Consider the following 13,181-nt stretch of genomic DNA (forward strand, 5'->3'; position numbering starts at 1 on the left):
TTTTATTCAGACCAAACCACTCTTTTGATATAATCAACATAGCTAACAATTATTCGAACGACTTTATCTGAAACATTTGGCATAGAATAGTCTGCCACATTTCTAAATGATCTTTCATCGCCTCTTTTTTGTGTATCTAGCTGAATTAATCCTTGTAATATTCTCTCAGGATTTAGGCCAACCATCATGACAGAAGCTTCTTCCATTGCTTCAGGCCGCTCGTGTGCTTGCCTTATGTTTAAAGCAGGGAAATTCAAGATGGATGATTCCTCTGAAATTGTTCCACTATCTGATAATACAGCTTTAGAGTGCAACTGCAATGCATTGTAATCATTAAACCCTAAAGGTTTTAGTAGCTGTATATTTTTATGCAATACAATTCCTTTTGCATCGATCATTTTTCTAGTTCTCGGGTGAGTACTTACAATTATTGGCAAGTCATATTTTTCTGCTACTAAGTTTAAACTAGTAACTAAACCCTTAAAATTCGATTCACTACTTATGTTCTCCTCTCTATGAGCAGATACGACAAAATAATTATTTTGCTCTAATGATAGTCGCTCTAAAATATTCGAAGATTTAATGGATGGCAAATAATGTTTCAATACTTCAAACATCGGGGAACCGGTTTTGATTATTCTATCCGCAGATAAGCCCTCGCGCAATAGATATTCACGCGCAATATCACTATAAGTCATATTGATGTCTGAAATATGATCAACAATCTTACGGTTGGTTTCTTCAGGAACACGTTGATCGAAACAACGATTACCCGCTTCCATATGGAATATAGGTATATGTCTTTTTTTGGCAGGAATTGCACATAAACAGCTATTAGTGTCACCTAAAACTAAAAATGCATCTGGTTGTAATTCTTCTAACAATGGGTCAATGTTAATCAGAATTTTTCCAATAGTTTCTGTGGCAGTCGTTCCTGCGGCATTTAAAAAATAATCCGGTTTACGAATCGCTAAATCATCAAAAAATATTTGATTCAGCTCATAGTCATAATTTTGACCAGTATGAACAATTATATGTTCAATTGCATCAGAGTTGTCCAAGGCATTCATGACTCTTGCTAATCTAATAATTTCAGGCCTCGTGCCTACAACAGTCATTACTTTTAACTTATTCATGATTATACTATTTCAAAGTAAGTGTCCGGATCATTTGGATTGTAAAATTCATTAATCCAAAACACGGTATATAAATCTTCTTTACCAATATTTTTAATATTATGTGTATACCAGATAGGCATATCGACATAGGCTGGTTCAGCTCCTGACAAGTAATAATCAAATGTATCGATGTCCCCTATTTTTCTTAATTGAATAAGCGCTTCCCCTTTAATTACCGAAAACCTCTCGACCTTTCTTGTGTGAAAATGATTCCCTCTTGTAATACCTTTTTTTGTAGTAGAAAAAGAAACTTGACCGCCAATTTCTAATTTTATTACTTCTACAAAATTACCACGATCATCTATATTGTTGGTATATTTAATTGGGAAATGCGTATCAAAATCAAAGTATGATCGAAATGTGTTAAATAAATTCAATTCAAACTTATTGTTAAAATAAGGAATTTGACCTTTATCAAAATATTTTACTTTAAACGAAAGCAAAATTTCCAATATTTCGGAAACCTTATATGAATCCGTGTAATTGATATTAATATTTTCATTTGACTTTATATCGATCAAATCAATAATTACTTTTATCAAATCATTAATATAGATTAGATTGAGCGTTACATCATTTTCAATTATTGGAGTTTCATCATTAACTAATTGATGACAAAATGTAGAAACCACTGAATTGTAAAATGGCATGCCAAATGCTCCAAATACATTTGGAATTATTAAACCTTTGAAATTAGCTTCTGCATTAATTGCCCAATTATATAATAACTCCTTCGCAAGTTTTTTTGAATTCCCGAAACTATTATTCCGTTCTTCTTGTATTGATGAAGAAAACAAAACATGTCCCTTAAATCCTGTTCTTTTAAATGATTTAATTAATTTTTCGGCTAACCCTACATTTGTATTATAAATAACATCATCCTCACTATGCCGATTAAGTCCTGCTAAATGAATTATTACATCACATTTGGCAACAAATATATCAAGCTTTTTATTTTCATTAAACCATTCTCGATTAAATTCAATGACTACAAATTTATTAAGATCTAATCTTAAAGTCTGACATAAATGCCATCCTATAAAACCATTCGATCCTGTCACTCCTACTTTAATCATAATTAATATGGATATTGAATTGCGTCAACTTCTCCTAAAATATCTTTTCTTATAATTGGCAATTTTAATAATAATTTCTTCATACCATCTACATCTAAGACGGAGGTATTGTGAGAATGATACTCGTCTAAATTTGCCAATTCAGGCGTTCCCTCAGAAAAAAATTGTTCGTAATTCAAGTCACGATTATCAGCAGGAATTCTATAATACTCCCCCAAATCTTCCGCTTTTACCATATCTTCTCTATTTACAAGAGTTTCATATAATTTTTCACCATGCCTTGTCCCAATTACTTTTATTTCACTAGTTGATTTATACAATTCAATTAAAGCCTGAGCTAAAGTCCCAACAGTTGCAGATGGAGCTTTTTGAACAAAAAGATCACCCTGGTTTGCATTTTCAAAAGCATAAAGTACTAAATCAACAGCATCCTCTAGTGTCATCATAAAACGAGTCATAAGGGGATCTGTCAATGTTAATGGTTTCCCGGCTTTAATCTGTTCAATAAATAAAGGGATTACAGAACCTCTTGAGGCCATTACATTGCCATATCTTGTACCGCAAAATATAGTTTTAGTTGAATCAATTATTCTTGATTTAGCAACCATAACTTTTTCCATTAATGCCTTTGACATTCCCATTGCATTAATCGGGTATGCTGCTTTGTCAGTACTAAGTACAACAACCTTTTTAACTTGATATTCTTGAGCTACGGTCAAAACATTGTCAGTACCTATAATATTTGTCTTTACAGCTTCAAGTGGGAAAAACTCACAAGATGGCACTTGTTTAAGTGCTGCAGCGTGAAATATATAATCAACTCCATTTATAGCAGGGATTAAACTATCTCTGTCACGAACATCTCCAATATAAAACTTGACCTTATTATTTGAAACTCTTTTTCTTAAATCATCTTGTTTTTTCTCATCTCTACTAAATATTCTTATTTCAGTAAAATACTCCGTATTTAAAAAACGATTTAGAACTGCATTACCAAATGATCCAGTACCACCAGTTATAAGTAAAATATTATTATTCCGCATTTATAAAATTTTAAAATATTGATTAATTAATTCGTCTTTTTCTTTAAAATTGGGGTAGTTAATTAATACAGCTTTATATTTTCCTTTAAAAACAAAAAGACTCCCCGCTGCAGCGCCAATTATTCCATACTTATTGATAACTTGACCAATATGTTCTAATCCTCCGGCCCCTCCCAAAACAGTTAATGGCAAGGTGATATTATTCCTTATTTTTTCAATCAAATCCAGATCGTAACCTTTCATTACCCCATCATTATCTATAGAGTTTATAACGATTTCTCCCGCCCCCTCATTTTCCATCTTTCTTACAAAATCAATTGGGTTTAAACCAGTAGATTTCTTACCATTATCAGTAAACATTTCATAACCACCGAAAAGCTTTTTCTTTACATCGACAACTACTACTACACTTTGACTCCCAACTTTTGAGGCGATATCAGAAATTAAGGCTGGATTTTTTACTGCAGCAGAACTAATTGCAATTTTTTCAACCCCCAATGAAAATATTTTCTGAGCTTGGTCCAAATTTCGGATACCCCCTCCATAGCACAGAGGCATTCTACATTCAGTCGCCAAATTTTCAATCATTCTATAATCTGGCTCAGATAATTTAGCAGTAGCATCGATATCCAACACCATTAATTCATCTGACTCTTTTTCATTAAATATTCGAACTGCATTTATGGGGTCTCCAATATATTTACCATCCTTAAATTGTATGGTTTTAACAAGTCCTTTATTCCTGACTAACAAACAAGGTATTATCCTAGGTCTTAGCATTACTGAATATTAAATATTTGAAAAATTTTGAAGTAATCTGATCCCTGATTGGTGACTCTTTTCAGGATGAAACTGAACGCCATATATGTTATCATGATTAACTGCGCATGTAAACTCGTTCCCATATTTTGAAAGTGCTATTGTATCGTTTTCAAAATTTGGCTCAAAATAGTAGCTATGCAAAAAATAAAATCTAGAGTTATATTCAAGATTACTTAACAAAGTATTTGTTCTCTTAACACTAATTTCATTCCAACCCATATGAGGTAGCCTCGTAGTTTGTGTTAACAAATCAGAATCAATTTTTTTTACTTTAGCATCAATCCATCCCAAACCAGGCATATTCCCCTCTTCACTTGAATTTGCCATCATTTGCATTCCAACACAAATCCCAAGTACAGGAATTTTCTTGCTTTGAACTAGTTCATCAACAACAATTCGCATTCCGGAATTATTAAAGCATTTCATTGCATAATCGAAATGACCAACACCTGGTAAAATTAACTTTGATGATTCTAATAAATCGCTCGGCTTTTGAGCAATTTTCACATCTATGGACAGTTTTTTAAAAATGTTGTAAAAGGCCTTTATATTTCCTACTCCGTAATCAATAATAGTTATCATCTAAAAAGTCTTTTTTCTAATCCTAAAATTTTCATGAACCTTGCACCTAATTTAATTACACCAATCTTATTTCGATAAGATTTATAACTAAGATTTGGAGCATTAAATATACCTTCCAGCTCTTCATTGGTTAAATCTAATTTATTAGCTACATATTCAAATTCTTGATTCAAGAATAATTCATCCATTTCTGGCTTTGAAATCCTTTTTAATGCTTCTTCTCTATTCATTTGACCTGTCATAATAAGACTTGAAAAATGGGCTCTTCTTTTTTCATATCCAAATTTTCTAGGTAACCAATAATCTTCATAAAATCTAGTAAACCGAGATTCATGATGCTTATGTAGATATGGCTCCCACCCAAACTTATCTTTCAACAGTTTTTCAGCTTCTTTCTTAGAAAATGGTACTAAATTTAATGGTTTTACAACTTCCATACCATTTATATACCTATCCCAAATCTTGTATTTTAAAATGTCAACAAGAGGAAAAGAACCTATACTTTTATCTCCATGCTTCGATATGATATCACTAAATAGAATTGTATCAATACCTGGATATCCTCCCCATTCTTCTGGCTCTCTGCAACATTCGGTTGAGTAATTCGCGCCGGTAATGATTGATTTTATATTATACTTATTTGCGAACTTATACAATGAGGAAAAAAAAGCTGCATCCTGAGGCAAATCTTGATCTGGAATTTGAGATTTTAAAAATGCAACTTGAACATTTTTCATTTTTTCCCAATCAATTACTTCTGTAAATAAGTCTAACCCCAAGCCATTGACTAGTTTTTCAATATTAGATACAGCTTGCTCTGTATTCCATCCTGCATCTACATGTAACAATAATGGTCGTAAACCCATGACTTCTTTGGCAACATAAGCAACATACGAACTGTCTAATCCACCACTTAATCCGATTATGCAATCAAAATCTTTACCCTTACCTTGTTCTTTAATTTTTTTTGCAATGGATAAAAGATTTTCATACGCAACATTATCAGTTAACCAGCTAGGCTTAATACTTTCGTTGAAATTATTACAGTAATCACAAATCCCGCTATTATCAAATTGAATAGTAGGGTCACTTGTATCCATAATGCAATTATTACAAATCAAATATTCTTTCTTATTGACAATCATTATAGAACTTATTTAAGTTATTAATTATATTTAATTCATTAGTCTCATCTAGGCTATGCCTAATACAAAAATATCCAAATTTAGTATACTCATCTAAGAGTGTTGAATCATAAGAAACAACAACATCAACATCAGGAAAATATTGGACATCTTTTATATTTATACAATTTTTAAAATTATCTATATACACTAAATTGCTGGGGTGAGGCTTGTAATAAAATATTATATTAGAATTACTTTCTAACGATTTAACTAACCTATTGTGTAATTGATAACAAGCAAGATTTCCTATAATAAAAACTTTAAATCTTTTTTCATTAAAATTTTTAACAGTTACAAAATGATTATTATTAAGAATAATATCATTAACAATACATTCAGTGTCAAAAACATTTTTTTGCAAAAATAAAAGGCTAGAATTATTATCAAATAACACTAGACTTGAAATATTTTTCAATTTATAGGGTAAGGTAAATTCTGTATCAATACTATTAAATTTACCATGTTGATGTAAAAAATATTCAACCGAACCTTGGCTTTTAAAATAAATTTGCGAATCAGCTAAAATCGCATATCTGTCATAATGATCAAATGAATGAAAGTAACGATAGCTGATGTTTTTCAAAGTTTCCAATTGAGTTAACCACCTAAGATAGAGAAAATTATAAACCCTAAATTGGCCTTTAAACAAAAAAAAAGCTCTAATTGATAAATAAAAACTAGAAATTAATGATTTGTAACTTATGATTTCAAATGAATCAAAATAATTACAATCTTTTTCTAAATATTTTCTAAGATCAATATTTATAATAAAGAAAGCACATTCTCTTAAATCAATTTTCTCTGATGATATAAAATTCTTTGCCAAACCGGCAGAAACCGGTGAATTAATAAAAAACAAATGTTTACATTCAATATTTTTATGCCTTGAAAAAAAAATGGAAAGAAAAGATTTTAAAAATACCAAGCAAAAGAAAAAAAAAGTAAAAAAATAATAGCATTTTGATATAAGAAAATCAAGAATTAAATAAAAATCACCATATAAATTATAGGCATTCAATCTACTTTGAAACTTTGGAAGCCCCTTAGAAATTTTTATTTTACTATTATCAATGAGTGAATTAAATCTAGTGTCTAAATAAATTTCATTTTTAATAGCATTATGCAAATAGTTTAGTTCAGATCTAATCATTTTTTTGAGGCTGTATTTTATTAAAGAAAACAAAAACAAATTTTAATAAAAGATAGACAAAAACTAACTTAATTAAATTTAGAAAATTTGGTAGGGCCTCAGCCCTAGGCATTATAAAAATATAAAGAAAAAGAAAATATGAAATAAATCTAAAAAAAACACTGTTAATAGTGAGATTGGAAAAATTATATAGAAATATACCAAAAATTAAAGAGAAAAATATACAAAATAATAACCCTAATTCATACAATTCAACTATGTAAGTACCACCCATGCCACCGCCACTTAAATAATAATCTGGACTAAGTACATAGGTAATGATATCTTTGAAATTATTAGAAATCATAACACTTTCTGTATTCTGAGATTGAAATATTTTAGAAGGATACTTTATAACTAGATATGGCAATAATAAATTTGATGTTATCATATATTTACCATATTTTTCGACTTGAGGTTTATTGTCCAAATAAAGCGAAAATAGTTGCACTGATCTACCTTGTGAAGCGATAATTGAAAAGGCTACTTTATTAACATCTACACTATTTTCACTTTTATCTCTATTTAAAGTCAAAAAGCTAATCAAGGATATTAGCAGTATAAAAGGTATTAATAATTTCTTAAGTTTAAAATTTGTATGATATACTAATGTACTAAACCAAAAGAAATAAAGAATAGGGGAAACTAAAGAAAAACGCCCGCCTTTGAAGCTTTCAAAAATTGAAATACAAAGTAATATTATAAAAAATCGATTAAAGATTTTTTTAGAAGGAACTGCTGAACAAATTAAACAAAAACCGTAAAAAAATGGATAAGTTACATATGTCAAAAATGGAATTGGATATTTAACATTAGCAATATCACCATTATATATGGAAAGATATCCAGCCTCTAATAAATATTGAATTTGAAAAACAATTAGTAATACAATGAAAGGTAAAGATGTCGTCATCAATATACTTCCAACCTTAAATAAAAAGTGATTAAATTTAGAATTATAAGAATCAAGGTTTCTAACAAATAACAAGTTAATATTTAGACTCGCAGAAAAATTAATGACTGAAAGAGAAATCATTACAATAATCGAACAAAAATCTAAATCTCTTTTACTGAATTCTGAAACAACTATTGATTCTAAAACAAAATTTTCCTGAGCAAGAAAAAGATTGATTAACGGAGATCCAAAAAAAAATAAGAGTGATGAAAAATTGAAAATATTTAAAATATGGAATATAGTCTTGTATCTTCTATAATTTATATAAATTACAATACTTAAAATAATAGGAGCTGATAAATAAATATTGCCCCCAAAGTCTCCAATTAAATTATTTGAAAATAAAAAGTAAAAAAATAAATATACTCCAAATATTAATATGTTAAAAGCTGATGCCATTATTTAACAACTAGCTTAAAAAATTGAGAATATTTGTCTGCAAAACTTTGATTTGAAAACAAACTATTAAACACCTTTTTAGAATTAAATGATAATGTTTCTAATTGCAAAGAATTTTCTAATAACCTATTAAGTACTCTGACGATATCACTGATATCTTGATTAATAAAAATACATTCATTTTCGGCAAATATTTCCGGTAAAGAACCAACACGCGTACAAATTATAGGTTTGTAATATGATAATGCTTCAATCAATGAAATAGGCAATCCTTCCTCTCTACTCGGTAGACAAAAAAAACTACACTCTTCTAATAAGCCTCCCACATCATCTATATTTCCCAATAATAAAACATTATCTTGCAAAGAATACCTAACAATTAATTTCTCTAAATTAATTCGCTCCTCGCCCTCTCCTGCAATGCGAAGAATGCACTTCTTGCGAACATTTAATGACAGCTCTCCTATTGCAGCAATTAATAAATCAAACCCCTTACGATACTGTAAAGAGCCAATTGCAAGAATATTAATTACCTCAGATTTACTAAATGCATTCACGTTAAAATCATTCTTTAAAGACTTAACAAAACTGGTATTATAAATATTTTTGATAGTTTTATTAGGAAATGATTTTTGTAAATTTCGAGCAAAATCTTCTGAAAGTGTGACAATCCCACACACATGAATCATTACAAAATGAAGCATATAGCTAAGAAAATTTTCAACAAAAGTGTTCTTTAAAAATGCAAAAATCATAAAAAAATCGCGAAGGGGATCATCACTCGAATGAAATATAATTACAGTTTTAGAATTTTTGGGTAGTAATTTAATTGTAAAAAAAGCAACAAATAAGTCATTGAAAAAAAATACTTGACTTCTATGAGATTTATTTGAAAAATAAAAACGAAATACCCTAACTGCAATAACAATAGCCTGAAAGATATAAAAATATAAAAACTGCAAAATTTTATAAAATATAATTTTTTTTAGAAACCTCGCTTTAAAGTTAGCATTAGAATTCTGTGAAAAACTATTTTTTATAGTACTGGATTTACTATCCTCTGGAACAAATACTTTATTTATAATAATACCATTATTGATGAATAATTCCTTTATTTTGTCAAATCCATTAATAAAAGTACTCACACCGTTTTTATCAGATAAATTTGAGATTGATACAATATTTACAGATATATCAGACATTTGTAAAATGATTTAAAACTTTTTTTGAACTTGCCTTTAGTTTAAAAAAAATTATACTATTCGTAATTAAACTAGCGTATGCTGCACCAGGAATAGAAAACAATCGAATCAACACAAAATTCAAAATAATATTAGTAATACTAGCAATCAAAAATATATATAGTATTGAACTATCTTTTTTCGCAATAAATATGTCAAGCTTATACACATCAGAAAAAGTATACAAAGAAGCTGAAATCAATAAAATGAAAAATGAATGAATATTTAACCAATATTCAGACTTATTGATGAAATATAGTAAAGGAAAAATTCCAATCCCAAGTAAAATAGTAATTGCTACAATAACATTTAAATAGGCTTTCTGTAATTTTACCTTTTCTAATAAATAATCATTTAAACCATTTAAAGCAAAAACTTTAATTGCTTTAGGACCCTCAAATGAACCAACACTAAAACTTACTACAATAGAGATAATTGAACAAACTGTAAAAAAGAAGAAATATACAGTTAAATCACTATTAGAATTTGAATTTAAAATAAATTTATCTAGGTAAGAAATAATACTAGAAAAAAGTAACATTCCTATAAAATATTTAGCTTCAATAATTAAGGATACTAATTCTTTCAAATAAACACAACTACCTTTAAAAGCTATGTTTACTTGATTTTTAAATTTAACGTATGTAACAACAATACTTAAAAAGGAAAAAAAACTCCACACAAAAATAATTAAATATAAGTCAAGTCTAAAACCAAAAAAATTGGTTAAAACAAAGACTATTAAAATCCAAAAAAATGTTCTAAGGAATAATAACTGTGTTGCTAAATCTGGTTTTAGAAAGGTTATTAAAATTCTAAATAACTCCAAATTATGATGTTCGAAAATTAACAAACTATATATCCCTAACGTTATATACAAGTCAAGTTCCATCCTAATATGAAAGAAATAATATACAATAGGAAAAAGAATAATATAGCAGATAAAATGAATAAAAAACTCTTTCTTCAATATGTATATTTGATCATTTTTTTTAAATGAATGTATCTTTCTATTAACAATTTGATTTAGTTCTAAACCTAAGATTGAAGTTGCTAAGCCAACAGTAGTAAAAATTAAAGCAATTCTGTTATTAAAAAGTGGATCTCCATTTTTTAAAAAAATAACAGTAGCAATAAATTTGGATGAAGCTGAAACTCCCCGAAGAAAAAAATTCGCAGCTCTATTTTGAATTACGCTGAAAATATTTTTTAATTGCATGAGCGAATTTAAATATAAAATTAGGTGATAAAATTAGTGGGATAAAAGTGATATAGAACTTCACACTCCTAGATCGAAAGATAAACATACGTCCAATTATTTTTTTAATTTCTTTGAAATCGTATGATTTTGTTGTGAGTTTATAATTAATTATGTGTGAAATATCACCATTCATACAAAATTGAATCGCGGCCTTTACTTGATCAACTGGATATCCATAACTTGACAAGTTACTACAAAATTCCACAATTTTAAGATGAGCATAGAAGTAAAACTCTATATCATCTACTTTACTCTTATGATTACGTGAACCTTTTAAATCCGACTGTAGCATTTCAACTAATACTTCACCAATTACTAAAGACTTCCCTTCTAAGAGTATATCTCTAGCCATATAAAGATGGATCCACGCTGTGTCAAAATACCTTTCTGGGTTAAAAACTTTCCAATAGCTTACTTCAAATATACATGATGAAATCAAAGTATTTGAAAATTTTACATAATTCAGCATTTTAACAGAGTCAATTACGTATGATCCTTTGGTTAATGGGCATGATGAAGGATAGTGCTTCTGATTTTGAAACACATTATAATTAACATATGCAAATCTAACATAGCTATGATTCGACAATTCATTGCAAATTATTTGTATAGAATTACCTTTAATATTATCATCATCTGATAGGGTCCATAAATATTGCCCCTTCGCATATTCAAACAATGAGTTGACATTTCGATCGAATCCGACATTTGTTAGTTGTCTATGATATCTAAAATTAGGTGGAAAAATATTATTATTAAAAAAGTCGTAAGTTCCATCATTAGAAGCATTATCAGAAATTAACACTTCAACTTCAAAAGTCTCATCTAAAGATGATAATTGTAACTGAATCTCCGAAATAACATTTTTTAGACTATTAATTCTGTTAAATGTTGGGATACCAATAGTTAAAAGCATATTTATATTGAATTTTTTATATAGGCATCTACTTTGTCAAAAATATATTGCAAATGATCTTCATTAAGACCGGGCCAAACTCCTAACCAAAATGAATCATTCATAATTTTATCTGTATTAGATAGTGATTCACTAATCCTATAATTTACATCTTTATATGCTGGTTGTTTTGTTAAATTACCACCAAAAAACAGTCTAGTACCTATTTTTTCCGTCTCTAAATATTCTACTAATTTATTTCTATTTAAAAGTTTACTATCCTTAATGGTCAAAAGAAAACCAAACCAACTTGGATTAGAATTAGGAGTAGCTTCTGGCAAAATAAAGTACTCTTCTAATGGTTTAAATAAGCTATAAAGTTTATTATGATTTTGCCTTCTTCTCTCAATAAAATAATCTGCCTTCTTTAATTGGCTTAAACCAATAGCTGCTTGGATATCTGTTGCCTTTAAATTAAACCCAATATGAGAATATGTATATTTATGATCATACCCGTCAGGCAAATCGCCCAATTGTTGACAATATCTAAGTCCGCATGTATTATCTACACCTGGAGCGCACCAACAATCTCTTCCCCAGTCACGAAAACTTTCTGTAATTTTTTTTAATTTATTATTATTAACTAATACAGCTCCTCCCTCACCCATCGTGATATGATGCGCTGGATAAAATGATAAAGTAGCTAAATCTCCGAAAGTTCCAGTTTTTTTTCCATTATATGTTGCTCCTAAAGAATCACAATCATCTTCAATTAACCATAAATTATATTTTTTGGCTAAATCCGTAACTATATTTAAATTAAATGGATTTCCCAACGCATGAGCTAACATAATTGCCTTGGTTTTACTTGTAATTGCTGCTTCAATTTTTTCGGCTGAGATATTACACGTATTTAACTCAATGTCAACAAATACTGGAGTACATCCATACTGAATCATTGGGTTAATAGTTGTTGGGAATCCGGCGGCGACTGTAATAATCTCATCCCCAGCCATAATCTGTTTGTCCCCAAGTTTTGGAGATGTTAGTGCATAAAATGCTAAAAGGTTAGCTGAAGATCCAGAGTTTACCAGAAAAGAATATCGAGAACCAAAATAATTCGCTAATTCTCTTTCAAATTTAACTGAAAATCTTCCTGCAGTTAACCAGCCATCTAATACTGCATCTACACCAAATAAAATATCTTCTTCATCTAATACTTTACCCGTTACAGGTATATAGTTTTCTCCTGGGATAATTATTTGAGTTGTTTTTATCTTTGCAATTCCTCTGAGACTACTGATTAAATTATCTTCTTTTAAATTTTGTAACATGTCTTACTTGTTTAAATAT

12 protein-coding genes are annotated in these 13,181 nt (G+C 29.0%); all 12 read right to left on the minus strand.

Annotated elements, in window-relative coordinates; genetic code table 11:
• Positions 1 to 2: 2 nt before the first annotated feature.
• The 12 genes from wecB to rfbH are packed head-to-tail and all read right to left on the minus strand — an operon-like array spanning position 3 to position 13,162.
• Positions 3 to 1,136: a non-hydrolyzing UDP-N-acetylglucosamine 2-epimerase gene (gene wecB / locus ACST14_RS08415; protein WP_459462535.1), complete on the minus strand. Its 1,134-nt coding sequence runs from the start codon at positions 1,134 to 1,136 to the stop codon at positions 3 to 5.
• Positions 1,137 to 1,138: 2 nt separating this feature from the next.
• Positions 1,139 to 2,254 (minus strand): polysaccharide biosynthesis C-terminal domain-containing protein, encoded by a 1,116-nt coding sequence (locus ACST14_RS08420; RefSeq protein ID WP_459462537.1) that lies wholly within the window; start codon positions 2,252 to 2,254, stop codon positions 1,139 to 1,141.
• Between the two features lie 2 nt (positions 2,255 to 2,256).
• The gene (locus ACST14_RS08425; RefSeq protein WP_459462539.1) at positions 2,257 to 3,297 is read right to left on the minus strand and encodes a polysaccharide biosynthesis protein; all 1,041 of its coding nucleotides are present in this window, start codon (positions 3,295 to 3,297) and stop codon (positions 2,257 to 2,259) included.
• Positions 3,298 to 4,077, minus strand: coding sequence for an AglZ/HisF2 family acetamidino modification protein (locus ACST14_RS08430; RefSeq protein ID WP_459462541.1), 780 nt, complete (start codon positions 4,075 to 4,077; stop codon positions 3,298 to 3,300).
• Between the two features lie 9 nt (positions 4,078 to 4,086).
• Positions 4,087 to 4,701 carry an imidazole glycerol phosphate synthase subunit HisH gene (gene hisH, locus ACST14_RS08435; RefSeq protein ID WP_459462543.1) on the minus strand — a complete coding sequence of 205 codons (615 nt, stop codon included), beginning with the start codon at positions 4,699 to 4,701 and terminating at the stop codon, positions 4,087 to 4,089.
• Positions 4,698 to 5,846, minus strand: coding sequence for an N-acetyl sugar amidotransferase (locus tag ACST14_RS08440; protein ID WP_459462545.1), 1,149 nt, complete (start codon positions 5,844 to 5,846; stop codon positions 4,698 to 4,700). The genes hisH and ACST14_RS08440 overlap by 4 nt, the downstream gene beginning before the upstream one ends.
• The gene (locus tag ACST14_RS08445) at positions 5,833 to 7,038 is read right to left on the minus strand and encodes a hypothetical protein (protein ID WP_459462547.1); all 1,206 of its coding nucleotides are present in this window, start codon (positions 7,036 to 7,038) and stop codon (positions 5,833 to 5,835) included. The genes ACST14_RS08440 and ACST14_RS08445 overlap by 14 nt, the downstream gene beginning before the upstream one ends.
• Positions 7,031 to 8,431 (minus strand): O-antigen polysaccharide polymerase Wzy, encoded by a 1,401-nt coding sequence (gene wzy, locus ACST14_RS08450; RefSeq protein ID WP_459462549.1) that lies wholly within the window; start codon positions 8,429 to 8,431, stop codon positions 7,031 to 7,033. The genes ACST14_RS08445 and wzy overlap by 8 nt, the downstream gene beginning before the upstream one ends.
• Entirely contained in the window at positions 8,431 to 9,633 is a 1,203-nt protein-coding gene (locus ACST14_RS08455) for a glycosyltransferase family 4 protein (RefSeq protein WP_459462551.1), read from the minus strand. The genes wzy and ACST14_RS08455 overlap by 1 nt, the downstream gene beginning before the upstream one ends.
• Complete coding sequence (locus tag ACST14_RS08460; RefSeq protein WP_459462553.1) at positions 9,626 to 10,891, minus strand: MATE family efflux transporter; 1,266 nt, start codon at positions 10,889 to 10,891, stop codon at positions 9,626 to 9,628. Before ACST14_RS08460 ends, ACST14_RS08455 begins: the two co-directional genes overlap by 8 nt.
• Positions 10,854 to 11,849 carry a glycosyltransferase family 2 protein gene (locus ACST14_RS08465; RefSeq protein ID WP_459462555.1) on the minus strand — a complete coding sequence of 332 codons (996 nt, stop codon included), beginning with the start codon at positions 11,847 to 11,849 and terminating at the stop codon, positions 10,854 to 10,856. Before ACST14_RS08465 ends, ACST14_RS08460 begins: the two co-directional genes overlap by 38 nt.
• Positions 11,850 to 11,851: 2 nt before the next feature.
• Positions 11,852 to 13,162 carry a lipopolysaccharide biosynthesis protein RfbH gene (gene rfbH / locus ACST14_RS08470; protein WP_459462557.1) on the minus strand — a complete coding sequence of 437 codons (1,311 nt, stop codon included), beginning with the start codon at positions 13,160 to 13,162 and terminating at the stop codon, positions 11,852 to 11,854.
• Positions 13,163 to 13,181: the final 19 nt, after the last annotated feature.

This window comes from Aquirufa sp. A-Brett2-15D, from assembly GCF_054558735.1.